General features: G+C 58.3%; 14 protein-coding genes and 1 tRNA gene. 7 read left to right on the top strand and 8 right to left on the bottom strand.

Going from position 1 to position 14176, the window contains the following annotated elements; all coding sequences use genetic code 11:
- Nucleotides 1–28 precede the first annotated feature (28 nt).
- From leuS to holA, 3 genes are read left to right on the top strand one after another with little or no spacing between them, the layout of a single operon-like run.
- Nucleotides 29–2731: a leucine--tRNA ligase gene (gene leuS / locus FIL88_RS15270; RefSeq protein ID WP_142854752.1), complete on the top strand. Its 2703-nt coding sequence runs from the start codon at nucleotides 29–31 to the stop codon at nucleotides 2729–2731.
- Nucleotides 2718–3215, top strand: a complete 498-nt coding sequence (gene lptE, locus FIL88_RS15265; RefSeq protein WP_142854751.1) for an LPS assembly lipoprotein LptE — start codon at nucleotides 2718–2720, stop codon at nucleotides 3213–3215. The genes leuS and lptE overlap by 14 nt, the downstream gene beginning before the upstream one ends.
- Nucleotides 3212–4237, top strand: coding sequence for a DNA polymerase III subunit delta (gene holA / locus FIL88_RS15260; protein WP_142854750.1), 1026 nt, complete (start codon nucleotides 3212–3214; stop codon nucleotides 4235–4237). The genes lptE and holA overlap by 4 nt, the downstream gene beginning before the upstream one ends.
- Here holA and FIL88_RS15255 read toward each other — a convergent pair.
- The 4 genes from FIL88_RS15255 to FIL88_RS15240 all read right to left on the bottom strand — a co-directional run bounded on the left by FIL88_RS15255 (nucleotide 4234) and on the right by FIL88_RS15240 (nucleotide 8292).
- Complete coding sequence (locus FIL88_RS15255) at nucleotides 4234–5409, bottom strand: TIGR03862 family flavoprotein (protein ID WP_142854749.1); 1176 nt, start codon at nucleotides 5407–5409, stop codon at nucleotides 4234–4236. The genes holA and FIL88_RS15255 overlap by 4 nt on opposite strands.
- A complete protein-coding gene (locus FIL88_RS15250; RefSeq protein ID WP_142854748.1) occupies nucleotides 5406–6731 on the bottom strand; it encodes a mechanosensitive ion channel family protein in 1326 nt (441 codons plus the stop codon). The genes FIL88_RS15255 and FIL88_RS15250 overlap by 4 nt, the downstream gene beginning before the upstream one ends.
- Before the next feature lie 197 nt (nucleotides 6732–6928).
- Entirely contained in the window at nucleotides 6929–7540 is a 612-nt protein-coding gene (locus tag FIL88_RS15245; protein ID WP_142854747.1) for an enoyl-CoA hydratase/isomerase family protein, read from the bottom strand.
- Nucleotides 7537–8292: an SDR family oxidoreductase gene (locus FIL88_RS15240; RefSeq protein ID WP_142854746.1), complete on the bottom strand. Its 756-nt coding sequence runs from the start codon at nucleotides 8290–8292 to the stop codon at nucleotides 7537–7539. The genes FIL88_RS15245 and FIL88_RS15240 overlap by 4 nt, the downstream gene beginning before the upstream one ends.
- Nucleotides 8293–8408: 116 nt before the next feature.
- On the opposite strand from FIL88_RS15240, the gene FIL88_RS15235 reads away from it, so the two are divergent.
- From FIL88_RS15235 to FIL88_RS15220, 4 genes are all read left to right on the top strand, one after another.
- A complete protein-coding gene (locus FIL88_RS15235) occupies nucleotides 8409–9755 on the top strand; it encodes a TldD/PmbA family protein (RefSeq protein ID WP_142854745.1) in 1347 nt (448 codons plus the stop codon).
- Nucleotides 9742–10533: an inositol monophosphatase family protein gene (locus FIL88_RS15230; RefSeq protein ID WP_142854744.1), complete on the top strand. Its 792-nt coding sequence runs from the start codon at nucleotides 9742–9744 to the stop codon at nucleotides 10531–10533. The genes FIL88_RS15235 and FIL88_RS15230 overlap by 14 nt, the downstream gene beginning before the upstream one ends.
- 80 nt (nucleotides 10534–10613) lie before the next feature.
- Nucleotides 10614–11654, top strand: a complete 1041-nt coding sequence (locus FIL88_RS15225) for a LacI family DNA-binding transcriptional regulator (protein WP_246066745.1) — start codon at nucleotides 10614–10616, stop codon at nucleotides 11652–11654.
- 36 nt (nucleotides 11655–11690) lie between these two features.
- A tRNA-Arg gene (locus FIL88_RS15220) sits at nucleotides 11691–11767 on the top strand.
- 10 nt (nucleotides 11768–11777) lie between these two features.
- On the opposite strand, the gene FIL88_RS15215 is transcribed toward FIL88_RS15220, so the two are convergent.
- From FIL88_RS15215 to FIL88_RS15200, 4 genes are all read right to left on the bottom strand, one after another.
- Nucleotides 11778–12716: a tyrosine-type recombinase/integrase gene (locus FIL88_RS15215; protein WP_142854743.1), complete on the bottom strand. Its 939-nt coding sequence runs from the start codon at nucleotides 12714–12716 to the stop codon at nucleotides 11778–11780.
- A gap of 247 nt (nucleotides 12717–12963) precedes the next feature.
- Entirely contained in the window at nucleotides 12964–13359 is a 396-nt protein-coding gene (locus FIL88_RS15210; protein WP_185960976.1) for a phage portal protein, read from the bottom strand.
- A gap of 105 nt (nucleotides 13360–13464) precedes the next feature.
- Entirely contained in the window at nucleotides 13465–13686 is a 222-nt protein-coding gene (tnpB, locus tag FIL88_RS15205; protein ID WP_142854741.1) for an IS66 family insertion sequence element accessory protein TnpB, read from the bottom strand.
- The coding region (locus FIL88_RS15200; RefSeq protein ID WP_221931166.1) for a hypothetical protein at nucleotides 13683–14176 on the bottom strand (494 nt) is incomplete at its 5' end. The genes FIL88_RS15200 and tnpB, both read right to left, overlap by 4 nt.

Genomic DNA, 14176 nt, shown 5'->3' with positions numbered 1-14176 from the left:
CGGCGTTTTCACATCAAGGACCAGACCTATGTCGCGTTACACCGCCGCCGATATCGAACCGAAATGGCAACAAGCCTGGGACGAGGCTGGAATTTTCACCGCCACGCGCGATGAAACGAAGCCCAAATACTATGTGCTTGAGATGTTCCCCTATCCGTCGGGCCGCATTCATATGGGGCACGTGCGCAACTATACGATGGGCGATGTGATCTCGCGCTATAAATCCTCGTGTGGGTTCTCGGTTCTGCACCCGATGGGCTGGGATGCTTTCGGTATGCCCGCCGAAAACGCGGCGATGGCGCAGGGCGGCCACCCCGGCACGTGGACCTATGACAACATCAAGACCATGAAAGGTCAGATGAAGCCGCTGGGTCTTTCGATTGATTGGAGCCGCGAATTCGCCACCTGTGACCCGGAATATTACGGCCAGCAGCAGGCGATGTTCATCGACTTCATGGAAAAAGGGCTGGTTTACCGCAAGAACGCCACGGTGAACTGGGATCCGGTCGACATGACGGTTCTGGCCAACGAGCAGGTCATCGACGGCTGCGGCTGGCGATCCGGTGCGCCGGTGGAACGTCGCGACCTGACGCAATGGTTCTTCAAGATCTCGGATTATTCGGGTGAACTGCTGGATGCGCTGGACGGTTTGGACAACTGGCCCGAGAAAGTGCGCACCATGCAGGCCAACTGGATTGGCCGCAGCCAAGGTCTGCAATTCAGCTTTGAGCGTGTGGATGGCAGCGACGGGATCGAGGTCTATACGACGCGCCCCGACACCCTGATGGGTGCCAGCTTCGTCGGCATCTCGCCCGACCACCCGATTTCGAAGGCGCTTGAGGCCGAAAACCCGGAAATTGCAGCGCAGCTTGTCGAAATGCGCAAAGGCGGCACCACTGCCGAAGCCATCGAGACCGCCGAGAAGCTGGGTTATGACACCGGCATCCGCGTGAAGCACCCGCTGAACCCAGATTGGGAGTTGCCGGTCTGGATCGCCAACTTCATTCTGATGGATTACGGCACCGGCGCGATTTTCGCCTGTCCGGCCCACGACCAGCGCGATTTGGACTTCTGCCGTAAGTATGACCTGCCAGTGAAAGACACGTTCCTGTCGTTGGACGATCCCAAGCCGGTCGAAAACGAAGCCTTCGTGCCGCCGAAAACCGAGAAGGTGAAATGGGTCGACCACTTCGCCGGTCTGGACGAGGCAACGGGTGAAGAAGCCATCGAGGCCACGGTGAAATTCGCAGAGCAAGCCGGATGGGGCAAAGGCGTGGAACAATTCCGCCTGCGCGATTGGGGTCTAAGCCGCCAGCGTTATTGGGGTTGCCCAATCCCTGTTGTCCATTGCGACGAGTGCGGCGTGGTTCCCGAGAAAAAGGAAAATCTGCCGGTCAAACTGCCCGAGGATGTGTCGTTTGACGTACCGGGCAACCCGCTGGACCGTCACCCGACATGGCGCGATTGCGCTTGCCCATCCTGCGGCAAGCCCGCCAAGCGTGAAACCGACACGATGGACACGTTTGTCGATTCGTCCTGGTATTATGCGCGCTTCACCTCACCGCACGCGGCCACGCCGACCGATTTGGAAGAGGCGTCCTATTGGATGAATGTCGACCAGTATATCGGCGGCATTGAGCACGCGATCCTGCACCTGCTCTATTCGCGCTTCTTCGCGCGCGCGATGAATATCTGCGGCCACTTGCCGGAAAAAGCACGCGAGCCGTTTAATGCGCTGTTCACGCAGGGCATGGTGACGCACGAAATGTACGTAGGCTCTGAAAAGATCGAGGCTGGCGAAGATGCTGAAACAGCAGATGGCACCCCTGCCAAACTGGTCTGGCATGCGCGTCCTGTGTATTATTACCCGGAAGACGTCGTCCGCTTTGAGGATTCCGGAAAGCCAATGGCATTTTCAAAGAAAGACGTCGAAGAGGAAGGTCTCGACCCCAATGACACGTCATCACTCATTAGATGGTGGCGTGCGCAAGATGAACTAGATCCGTCTGATGAACCCAAACGATTGCGTGTTTATCCTTCAGCCAAGATGTCGAAATCGAAATGCAATGTCGTCGACCCGGTAAACATCATCGACGCCTTCGGTGCCGACACCGCCCGTTGGTTCGTGCTGAGCGATTCGCCCCCCGAACGCGACGTAGAATGGACCGCGTCGGGCGCCGAAGCTGCCGCCAAGCACCTGTCCCGTGTCTTCGCAACAGCCGTGAAGATCGCCGATATGGATGACGCCGACGGCAATGATGAAGAGCTGCTGCGCGCCATGCACAAAGCCATCCACGACGTGACCATGGGCATTGAAAGCTTCGGCTTTAATGCGGCCATTGCAAAGCTTTACGCCTATCAGAACGCCGTCTCGAAATCGAAGGCCGGTGGCAAGGCGCAAAAGCTGGCCATGCGCACGATGGCACAACTGATGTCCCCCATGACGCCGCACCTGTCCGAGGAAATCTGGTCAATGCTGGGCGGCGAAGGTCTGGTCGCACAGGCCGCGTGGCCCATTGCCGACGAAGCCATGCTGGTGGAGGACACTGTCACCTTGCCGATCCAAATCAACGGCAAGCGCCGTGCGGAAATCAGCGTGCCCAAGGACATGGCAAAAGACGAGGTTGAAAAACTTGCGCTGGCCGAGGATGCTGTCGTCAGGGCGCTGGATGGTAAGGCCCCTAAGAAAGTCATCGTTGTTCCGGGACGTATTGTGAATGTCGTCGTTTAATCGCCGCCTCTTCCTGACCTCTGCCATTGCCGGGTTCGCTCTGGCCGGGTGCGGATTTACCCCCGTGCATGGCCCAGGGGGATCAGCCGAAGGTTTGCGCGGCGCTGTCACAATTGCCGCGCCGAATGACGAAAATGGATATGCGTTCGTGAAGCGGATGGAGGAACGGCTGGGTCGCAACCTGACGGCGCCCTATTCGCTGGCCTATACCATCACCACACGCACCGAAGGCGTGGGGGTTACACCTCGGCAAGAAATCACCCGCACGCAGGTGCTGGGCGCGGTAGAGTTCACCGTGACCTCTGTCGCAACGGGCGAGGTAATCGAAAAGGGCACCGTGTCCAACTTCACCTCCTATTCGACCGAGGGTTCGACCGTGTCGACTGCCGCGGTCGAACGTGACGCGAATCGTCGTTTGATGGTGCTGCTTGCCGATCAGATCACCACGCGTTTCCTCGCCACCTTCTCAGGCTGGAGCGAATGAAGCTCGCGCCTCGGGACGCTAGCGGATATTTCGCAAAGCCCGACCCCAAGCGGATGGGCGTTCTGATTTTCGGGGCCGACGCAATGCGTGTGGCCCTGAAACGTCAGCAACTGATTGCTAATCTGATCGGCCCAACTGGCGAAGACGAGATGCGCCTGACCCGCATGCCCGCCGCCGATCTGCGCAAAGACCCCGCAATGCTGTCGGACGCGATCAAGTCGCAAGGCTTCTTCCCCGGCCCGCGCGTGGCCTTCGTGGAGGATGCAACGGATACGCTGGCCAAAATCATCACTCCGGCCATAGCAGACTGGCAGGAAGGTGACGCGCAGGTCGTGGTGACGGCGGGCTCGCTGACCGCTCGTTCTGCCCTGCGTAAGCTGTTTGAAGGGCACCCAAATGCCTTTGCCGTGGGGATCTATGACGATCCGCCCACACGGGACGAGATCGAAGCCGACCTGAAACGCGCCGGCGTCGGGCAGGTCGGACCCGAAGCGATGGACGATCTTCTGGGCCTGTCGCGCGATCTGGATCCTGGGGATTTCCGTCAGACGGTGGAGAAGCTGGGGCTGTATAAATTGTCCGATCCTTCGCCCGTCACACCCGATGATGTGCTGGCGGTCGCGCCCGCCTCGACCGAGGCGGCGTTGGACGATCTGCTGCACGCGGTGGCCGAGGGGCGTTCAGGCGAAATAGGCCCTATTCTTGCGAAATTGCAGGCGCAGGGCGTTGCCGCCGTGGGGCTGTGCATCGGCGCCACCCGGCATTTCCGTGCGCTGCATGGCGCCAGTTCGGATCCCGCTGGACCGGGCCAAGGCATCAACCGCCTGCGCCCGCCGGTGCATTTCAAATCGCGTGACCGCATGGTGCGTCAGGCCAGCAAATGGGGGCTTCGGCGGCTGGAACAGGCGCTGGAGGTGTTGATCGACACGGATCTGACCCTGAGATCCGCCCAGAAGGCCCCGCAGATGGCGCTGATGGAACGGACGTTGATCCGGCTGTCCATGATGGGCGGTCGGCGCTAAGCCAGTGCATATGCCGCCGCAGCACGGCCCGCATGACGCCCTGTGGCAAGGCAGGTGGTGATCAGATAACCGCCTGTTGGGGCCTCCCAATCCAGCATTTCACCGCAAGCGAACACGCCCGGCAGCGCTTTGATCATCAGACCATCATCCAGCGCCTCGAACGGCAGGCCACCCGCGGTCGAGATTGCCTCGTCCATCGGGCGTGGTCCTTGATGGGAGATCGGCAGGGCTTTGATCAGGGCGGCGAGTTCAGCAGGGTCCTGAGGTAACGGACGCGAAAACTCCTGCATCAGGGCTAACTTCACAGGATCCAGCTTCAAAGTTTTCCGCAGGTGATTTGTCAGGCTCGCCTTACCACGGTGCCGCGACAGGCGGGCGGTAATGTCGTCAAGGTTTCGGCCCGGCAGAAGATCCAGCACCAAGGATGCACCATCGCGCATCGCGCGACTGACCGCATAGATGGCGGATCCTTCGATGCCACGTGATGAAATCACGAATTCGCCCTGTACCGATTGATCCCCGGCGGTGACACGCACGGATTTCACGGGGTGGCCAAAGTGGCGCTCCATATGGCTGCTCCACGCAACCACAAAGCCCATATTGGCGGGCAGGAACGGAGCACAAGAAACACCGTTTTCAGTAAGGATAGAGACCCATTTTCCGTCAGACCCCAACCGCGCCCAGCTTGCGCCGCCCAGCGCAAGGACAGTCACGTCGGGATGCAGTGTTTGCGGACCCTCGGGCGTTTGAAACTGCATCGCACCATCACCCATTCCGACCAAGCGCCAGTTCCGGCGCAGCTGCACCCCCGCTTGATCCAACCGCGCCAGCCAATTTCGCAGCAGTGGCGAGGCTTTCATCACCTTCGGAAAGACGCGCCCAGAGGACCCTGTAAAGACCGCTTGCCCCAATTCTCGCGCCCAGTCCTGAACCGCCTCGGGTCCAAAGGAAGCCACAATATCACGCAGGCTGTCAGATCCACAAATATGGGACAAAAATGCCGAAATAGGCTCTGATTTTGTCAAGTTCAGCCCGGATTTTCCCGCCATCAAGAACTTGCGCGCCGGAGAGGGCTTGGCGTCAGCAACAATGACCGACAGCCCCGCGCGCGCAAGTTCTTCGGCGGCCATCAGACCCGCAGGTCCCGCCCCAATGACAAGAGCTGTCTTCAAGAGTTCTTGGCCCCGTCGTTCAGCATCTCGACAACGCGGTGCGGATAGGGGATTTCTATGTCATTGGCCTTGAGTGCTTTCCAAATCTGCATCATGACACGTGGCGTAAACTTGTTTCGACCATCATCGATGCCGTTCACCCAGAACTCTAGCGCGAAATCAACGCCGCTATCGCCAAAGGCACGCAGTTCGCAATCGGGCATGTGTTCTTCACTGTCGGTCAGGATGAAGTCCAGCTTGGTGACAGCTTCTTCGATGATACCCGGCACGGCTTCGATGTCAGCCTTATAGCTGACCGAGAACGGCGCCTCGTAGCGATTGGCGCTGCCCGCGTCCGAAAAATTCACCACGCGGGTCGTAATGAAATGCTCGTTTGGGACGACGATCCATTTGCCGTCAAACGTCTCTAATATGGCGGCACGGGCAGTCATTTTGACAATCGTACCGGCCTCGCCCCCGTCCAGTTCAACATAATCGCCAACCGTCGCCTGCCCTTCCAGCAGAAGAATAATGCCCGAAATGAAGTTCGAGGCGATCTGCTGCAACCCGAAGCCCAGTCCGACGCCAATCGCCCCCCCAAGCACCGCCAACGAGGTCAGATTGACGCCCATGATATTCATCAGGATCAGGAAGGCTGCACCGAAAATGCCAATCTCAGCCGCCTTCACGGCCAGCTCGCGCGTGGCGGGGCGCATCTCTTCCTGCTTCTTAATGGCCTGCGCCGTCTGGTCGTTGGACCAGCGACCCAGCCAGAAAATGACACCGCCCAGAACGGCAAATCGAATGGCGAACAGCAGCGAGAAGCTCATGTTGCCAAGCGGCACGACCGTTTCATCCAATTTGGTGGTGACAAGATCCAGCAGACCCACAGTATACAGCGCGGCCATTGGGATCAGGATGTACTTGCCCAACAGTTTCAGGAACGGATCTTTGATGATCTCACGCGCAAAGGCACGGACGGCAAGGAACAGGAACACGCGTTTCCCGAAGGCGATAACTGCGCCCGACCCAAAGATCGAGCGCGTGACCTGTTCACCAAGCGCAGTAAAGGCCCAGGCCAGAAGCGGCATCGTCAGGGGCAGAAAGATCAACGCGAACAGACGCAGCTTGGAAATCGGATGGTTGCGATCCCCATTTGGGGTCAGGATGCGGGTCAGAAAGGGTTCAAGCTTCTTATCGGTATAACGTGCGGCCAAATAGGCGGCGACAAGCAGCCCAAACTGGGACCACGCGGCGGGCGACAGAAGCCAACCTTCGGCGATCTCCCACCCTTGGTTCAGATAGCCCAGCGCGGTGTCCACGATCTGAGGTCGATTCTCCATCTGCTTTTCCTTGCCTTCACACGATCACTGACAAAACCCTTAGAAAGGGATAGCGGTTTACCCCCGAAGAGCAAGACTTCCTTGCCGGATTACGCGCTGTGCGGGCGGGCGTTTCCCACGGATCTGACGCAGAACCGCGACCACCTGCCCCCAAACCAGAGGGCAAATGACAAGGTCGGGCTGGATTAGAGCCTAGTTCAGCGGATCATCCGCTTCATTGCCGCCACATGATCAGCGCTTTGCAAACGCGCATGGTCTGCAAGTTCCAAGGCGGCATCCATCAGGTTATCCACCTCGACCACACGGTCAATCAAACCCCAGGACAGCGCCTCGTCCGTCCGGATTTTCTGGCCCGCCATCAAGATCATCTTGGCCCGTGCAGGACCAACCAACGCAGTGAGGCGTGCGGGATCAGACGGCTGAGGCAAATAGCCCAGCTTCATCACCGGATAGAAAAACTTGGCGCTTGCAACCGAGATGCGCAGATCGCAGGCCAGCGCCATTCCAAAAGCACCGCCAGCCAGCGTCCCATTCAGGGCGGCAATGGTCAGACAGGGCGCAGCTGCGATAGCGGCAGACAGACGCTCCCACACATCATCGGTGGCCAAACCGGCCTTTGCCTCGTCCAAATCAGCCCCGGCCGAAAACACCTTGCCCGAACCGGACAGGATCAGCACCCGCGCGTCCCCCGCCGCGTCCTGCGCGATCTGGGCCAGCTCTTCCAACATCGCTTTGGTCAGCGAGTTTGCTTTGTCCGGGCGGTTGATGGTCACCACCCAGACGCCATCGTCTTTTGTCAGATCTATCATCCGAATACGTTCGCCCGCTTTCTGATGTCTACATCGCGAAGCGAAATCTCTTGCCCCAGATATTCGTCGGCATCTTCCGAACACATCCACAACAGCGCGCGGGCGGGCCATTCGGCGGGGATGTGATCGTCCCAGTTCAACTGCGCAACCGCATTCACGCCCGAGGCCTTGATCTCGCGTTGCATTTGGGTGGCGACGGTACCTGGGGACAGACCGATCGCGCGGACACCCTTGCCCGAGGTTTCAAGGTGCAGTGCTTCATTGAACATATGCACGCCCGCTTTCGACGTGCAGTAATGCGCCCAGCCCTCGAGCGGGCGGTGCGCCGCCCCGGAACTGATGGTCAGGATCGACCCGCCGCCCTGTTCGATCATATAGGGCAAGGCCGCTCTTGCGCCGTAATAGACACCTTTTAGGTTCACGTCGATGACGTGACCCCAGCCCTCGGGGTCCGAGGTTTCAAGCGGACCGATGGGTTCAATCACGCCCGCATTGTTGATCAGCACATCGACCGTGCCGAAGCGTCCGTGGGCCAAATCGATGGCGGCCTTCACCTGGCTCCAATTCGACACGTCGCACGTCACAGCCAAGGCACGCTCGCCAATTTCTGCGGCGATGGCTTGGATTTGTGACGCACTGCGAGCTGTCAGAACCACATTCGCACCGGCCTGCGCAAAGATGTGCGCGGCGGCTTCTCCGATCCCGCGGCTTGCGCCGGTGATCACAACAGTTTTCCCAGTCATATCATGCATATGGTGCCCTCCCTTCCTTGGATGCTAGCGCAGCATTCACACAGATGCCAGAGACACATCTTGCGAGCGCGAGGTGCAAGGGTTACCTGAGAGGCACGTAATTGAAAGGACGCCCTATGCGCGCATCGCTTGACAGCCTGACCCAACAGCTTTTGGACGCCGCCCAGAAGGCCGGTGCGGATGCGGCAGATGCATTGGCGGTGGATGGAACGTCGGTGTCCATCGACGTGCTGAACGGCAAGCTGGAGCACGCCGAACGGTCCGAGGGCGTGGATATCGGGCTGCGCGTGATGCTGGGCCAGCGACAAGCCTGCGTTTCGGCATCGGATGTGTCCGAGGCGACGATCAACGCGATGGCCGAGCGTGCCGTAGCGATGGCCAAGGAAGCGCCCGAAGATCCCCATATTGGGCAGGCTGATCCGGCTGAACTGGCGCGTGATTGGGATTTGGAAGCCCTAGAGATGGCTGACCCAAGTGCCGAACCGGACCCCGCAGCGCTGGAACGCGATGCGCTGGAAGCCGAGGCCGCAGCGTTGGCCGTCGAGGGCGTATCGCAGGTCAGCAGCTCGTCAGCGGGCTATGGGCGGCACCAGTTCCATCTGGCCTGCTCGAACGGGTTTTCGGGTGGGTATGGCCGTACCAACCGCGCTATCTCGACCGTGGCGATCACCGGCGAGGGCGCGACGATGGAACGTGACTATGCCGGTGAGATGCGCATCTTTCAGGCCGATTTGCCCAGCGCACAGGAAATCGGCACCAAAGCGGGCAATCGCACCGTCGAACGTCTGGGCGCAAAGAAACCGCCGACAGGTGCCTATCCGGTGCTGTATGACGAACGGATTTCTGCGTCCCTGATCGGGCATCTGCTGAGCGCCTCGAACGGCGCGATGATTGCACGCGGATCATCTTGGCTTCTGGACGCTTTGGGTGAACAGGTTCTGCCCGACGGGATTGACCTGATCGAGGATCCGCACCGCGCCCGCATTTCCGGCTCGCGGCCCTTTGATGGTGAAGGCCTTCCCACTCAGCTGCGCAAGATCGTCGACAACGGACAGCTGACCGGCTGGACAATGGACATCGCCACAGCACGCCAGTTGGGGATGCAAAGCACCGCCAGCGCATCACGCGGGACGTCTGCGCCGCCCTCGCCTTCAATCTCGAATGTGGCTCTAACGAAGGGAAATTCGACGAAAGAGGATCTGATCGCGCAGATGGGCACCGGGCTGTTGGTGACATCGATGATCGGGTCCACGATCAATCCGAACACGGGCGATTATTCGCGCGGGGCGTCGGGTTTCTGGATCGAGAACGGCGAAGTTGCCTATCCCGTCAACGAATGCACCATTGCGGGCAATCTGCGCGACATGCTGAAGCGGATCATCCCGGCGAATGACGCCGAACCGCATCTCAGCCGCATGATCCCCAGCCTGCTGGTCGAAGGGATGACCCTTGCCGGTGACTGATGACCTGAAACTTCTAATCGACGCAGCCGAAGCCGCGGGCAAGATCGCCTCGGGCTTTTTCCACGGATCGGCCGAGCGCTGGGACAAACCCGGCGGGCAAGGCCCCGTGACCGAGGCCGATCTGGCCGTGGATCGCATGCTACGCAACGAACTGACCGGCGCACGACTCGACTATGGCTGGCTGTCAGAAGAGACCGAAGACGACCCCAGGCGCCTTGAGGCCGAACAAGTGTTCATTATCGACCCGATCGACGGCACGCGCAGCTTTATCGAAGGCTCGACCACATGGGCGCACTCGCTGGCCATCGCACGAAACGGGATTGTTGAAACCGCCGTGGTGTACCTGCCCGAACGTGGCAAACTTTATGCAGCCACACGCGGACAGGGTGCCACGCTGAACAACGCCCCGTTGTCGGTCAGCACGACATCGACACTGGAAAATGCGACGGTTCTGGCCGCCAAACCCAACTTCGCGCCCGATTTATGGCGGGACAAAGACGTTCCACCCGTCAAACGCAGTTTCCGCAGCTCGCTTGCTTATCGACTTTCGGTGGTCGGCGAAGGGCGGTTCGACGCCATGATGACCCTGCGCCCAACTTGGGAGTGGGACGTCGCGGCCGGGTCGTTGATCGTGGAAGAGGCCGGCGGCATCGTAAGCGATCAGGTCAATGGACCTGCGCGATTTAACAACCCACACCCCCAGCTGCGCGGAATGGTGGCGGGCACTCCGCCTGTACAAGACGCACTGGTTACACGGTTAGCGGAACCGTTAGCCTAACATCCCTGTTAAATTGGGGCATTGCCAAGAAGGTATCTATCGCTAACATATGTCAAACCTCATATGACAAGGATGCCTTCGTGACAGATAGCAACACCCCCCCGAACCGCCGCCCCCTGACCCTTCGTGACGTATCTGAAGCCTCGGGTGTCAGCGAGATGACGGTCAGCCGGGTGTTGCGCAATCGCGGGGATGTCAGTCAGGCAACACGCGACCGCGTACTGGAAGCTGCGAAGACTCTTGGCTATGTGCCCAACAAGATCGCTGGCGCCCTTGCGTCGCAGCGCGTGAACCTTGTGGCTGTGATCATCCCGTCCTTGTCCAATATGGTGTTCCCCGAGGTCATGATGGGCATCAATGAAGTACTGGATGAAACGCCCTTGCAGCCCGTTGTCGGTGTCACGAACTACGACCCGCAGCGCGAAGAAAAGGTGCTGTACGAGATGCTGTCCTGGCGCCCATCCGGTGTGATTATCGCGGGGTTAGAGCATTCCGACGCCGCCAAATCGATGCTGAAAGCCGCTGGCATCCCCGTCGTCGAAATCATGGATACCGACGGCGAGGCAATCGATGCTTGTGTCGGAATTTCCCACCGCCGCGCCGGTCGCAAGATGGCCAAGGCCATTCTAAAGGCAGGTTACAAGAATATCGGCTTTTTGGGCACCAAGATGCCTCTGGACCACCGCGCCCGCAAACGGTTCGAAGGCTTCACCGAAGTTCTGGCGAAGGAAGGCATCGAGATTTCTGATCGCGAGTTCTATGAGGGCGGATCCGCCTTGGCCAAAGGCCGCGAGATGACCGAAGTCATGCTTGAGCGCACGCCCGAGCTGGATTTCATGTATTACTCGAACGACATGATCGGCGCGGGCGGGCTTCTGTACTGTCTGGACCAAGGCATCAACGTGCCCGGTCAGATCGGTCTTGCCGGCTTTAACGGCGTTGAACTTCTGGATGGCTTGCCGCGACAACTGGCCACAATGGACGCCTGCCGCAAGGAAATTGGCCGCGCCGCAGCCCAAATCATCGCAGATCGCAGCGGAGAAAGCGGCGATACCGGCGGCGGTGAGCGGATCGAACTGTCACCGAAGATCGCTGCCGGACAGACCCTGAAACGCCGCTAGACAACCCAGCCCTGCTTACCTATTCCCTACACCAACGGCCCCGTGGCTCAACTGGATAGAGCAGCCCCCTCCTAAGGGGCAGGTTGCAGGTTCGAATCCTGCCGGGGTCGCCAAATTCTCATTTTATCTTTTTCTTTTCAGATATTTGAAGGGTTGATTTGCCCAACCTTTGCTTTGGTTGGACAAATTTTCGAGCAGATTCAGCGCAGAAGACGCTAGAGTCATGCGATTTGCAGCCGCAATGTAGCGCCGCGCCTCATGGTGGGATCTGTGACCGAGAAAAGCCGCAATCTGGGCTTCAGTTGCTCCAACCTCGGCCAAACGCATAGCTCCATGCTTTCGTAAGCCGTGCGTTCGGCACTCAGTTGGCAACCCTGCCGCCTGCACCATTTTGGCAAACCAATTCCCAAAGCCCTCAGTCGTGTACGGTGTGCCATCTTGCCTGCAAACAAACACTTCGCGGGTTTCACTGATTGCGGTCAGTTCACGGGTCAGGTCAGGCAATTTCGCCAAAGGCAACTCAACTTTGCCACCGGTCTTTCCTCGCGCATAGCGAATTACTCCACCGCGAATGTTCAGTGGCCCCATACGAGCTGCATCTTGCCTTGCCGCACCAGTTCCCAGAACTAGCTCAAACGCAAGTCGTTGCTTTGTGCCAGTGGCGTAGAAGTCACGAAATTGGGCTACCTGCTCATGTGTCCAAGTATGGTATCCGTCTGTCTCGATCCTATGCCGGTCAACGTCGTTTGTTGGGTGAGAACCTTTAAATCCATGCTTCTTACTGGCCCATTTGTAGAGCTGGGAAAGGTCTTTATGCAGCCGATTGGCGGCCTCCAGACCACCCTTCCTGTCCATTAGCGCCGTTACGTGCCGGGGCAGAAGGTCTGCATAGTAAGCAGGTCCGATCGCCTCGCGTATCCAATCCAAGCGCCTCCGCTTTGCGTATTGCGTCGTCTTGGCCAGATCACGAAAGGCGCGATTGCCGAGATAATCCTCAATTAAGAATGCAATGGTGCGCTTATCAGTTCCTGATTTCCGTTCTCGAGGGGACGCAATCGCCATTTCGTATAGTGTTCGAAATTCGTCTGATCCGTAGATTGCATCGATGTTACAATCAATTCTACGCCCCTTGATTGTGCGACGCAGACGCCAGCGAACCTTGCCGTGTCGATCGGTAGCTTTCGTTACTCCGGGAACCTGCTTCTACGCTTTGCCATTGCTGCCCCTCAGCATTTCATCAATATCCGGCCCGTTCGATTTTGCCGGTATTTGACCCTCGCGGTAGACAGTGACTTCGCCAGTATCATGGTTAACAGTGTACGCCCCAATGACAAACCCGATCACGCTCACCTAGCTGGGTCATATTGAGCGGTGATAGGTATTCGTCACCATTCTCAATCTCGCGCAGATTCTCCCAGCCTCGAATTTCGTTGGGGCTGAGCCATCCCCATTCGCGACCGATGCGGTAAGCCTCATAGCGGGCCTTCAGATCACCACGCAACAAGCCTGCGAGGTCATGTTCTACAAAGTGCCTCTTGCGTCCTTCGGCGGTGAGTAAAGCGGCATTCATGGCCTGTTCGATGGCCGTTGGCGGGACACTGAAGGTCCGGGCCACATCCATGTTACTGAGCTTGCGACTTTCCAAAAACTCTGCATCCTTGGAAGACAGCGACAGGCTCTTCCAATCCACTCCGCCATCAAGCACCAAGATCCCGGATGGCCCAGGAACTCCGCAAGCGATGGGTCCGATGTAGTAACAGCTTGGCGATGTTCGCGGCCGAAAATCGGGATAGAAAGCTCATTGCNTTTGCTAAGAGAGTGTTTGTTGCTCATCGTAGCCACCGAGGAGTGGACGATGAGAAAGACAACGAAGAGCCCTGGCGAGAAGATCGTCAAAGATATCAAACGCACCGCTGAACGGATCGAGGTCAAATTCGTTCTGAACAATTGCTGCCAAGCCATCCATGCCTTTTCGGAAATCGACCGGTTTAGTCGCGACATAGAATTTAAAGTTGCCAGCTGGAGAGATCATGATCCACCACCTAGAGTCTTTAGTATCTGCACAATACCTTCCACCGGGTAGTTTGCAGGAAGCGTCAAATCAAAACCTTTGCAATGGACCCTTATGTCGCCAGCTGAGCGCTGAGTTGAGCGATCATCGTCCGACAACGTAAGCTGCGCAAAAACAGGCTCGGCCGGGTGGATTGTTTCGTTCAGAGATTCCACCTTACCGTATTCCCGCCGCCATTGCTTGGCTGTGAACTGATCTGTTTTGCAAACTTCCGAGAGCTCTTTAACGCTCAATTCTTTTGAGCGAATTTTGTAAACCATGGCTCGTTTGAATTTAGCAGGCCACATACGTCGACCATCTTTCCGCACCTGGATAGAATAGCCGTAGGCATGGAAAACCTTGCTGATTTTCTTGTCACTTGAGAGGTCGTTGTGGACGTGCGTGTTCACGATACCTGTATCCTTTTGGGTATCGTATTGTTTCGACCGTCCCGGCGACAGTCGCTCCTTGT

This window comes from Aliiroseovarius halocynthiae (assembly GCF_007004645.1).
In the GTDB taxonomy this organism is placed as follows: Bacteria; Pseudomonadota; Alphaproteobacteria; order Rhodobacterales; family Rhodobacteraceae; genus Aliiroseovarius; species Aliiroseovarius halocynthiae.
Note: the sequence above shows the minus strand (reverse complement) of the source record. Positions and strands in the feature narration are given on the sequence as shown.

Bases quoted from the DNA above. Each gene is read 5' to 3' on its own strand.
- leuS (WP_142854752.1), top strand. From the start codon at position 29: ATGTCGCGTTACACCGCCGCCGATATCGAACCGAAATGGCAACAAGCC.
- lptE (WP_142854751.1), top strand. From the start codon at position 2,718: ATGTCGTCGTTTAATCGCCGCCTCTTCCTGACCTCTGCCATTGCCGGG.
- holA (WP_142854750.1), top strand. From the start codon at position 3,212: ATGAAGCTCGCGCCTCGGGACGCTAGCGGATATTTCGCAAAGCCCGAC.
- FIL88_RS15250 (WP_142854748.1), bottom strand. From the start codon at position 6,731: ATGGAGAATCGACCTCAGATCGTGGACACCGCGCTGGGCTATCTGAAC.
- FIL88_RS15245 (WP_142854747.1), bottom strand. From the start codon at position 7,540: ATGATAGATCTGACAAAAGACGATGGCGTCTGGGTGGTGACCATCAAC.
- FIL88_RS15240 (WP_142854746.1), bottom strand. From the start codon at position 8,292: ATGCATGATATGACTGGGAAAACTGTTGTGATCACCGGCGCAAGCCGC.
- FIL88_RS15235 (WP_142854745.1), top strand. From the start codon at position 8,409: ATGCGCGCATCGCTTGACAGCCTGACCCAACAGCTTTTGGACGCCGCC.
- FIL88_RS15215 (WP_142854743.1), bottom strand. From the start codon at position 12,716: ATGGCGATTGCGTCCCCTCGAGAACGGAAATCAGGAACTGATAAGCGC.
- tnpB (WP_142854741.1), bottom strand. From the start codon at position 13,686: ATGATCTCTCCAGCTGGCAACTTTAAATTCTATGTCGCGACTAAACCG.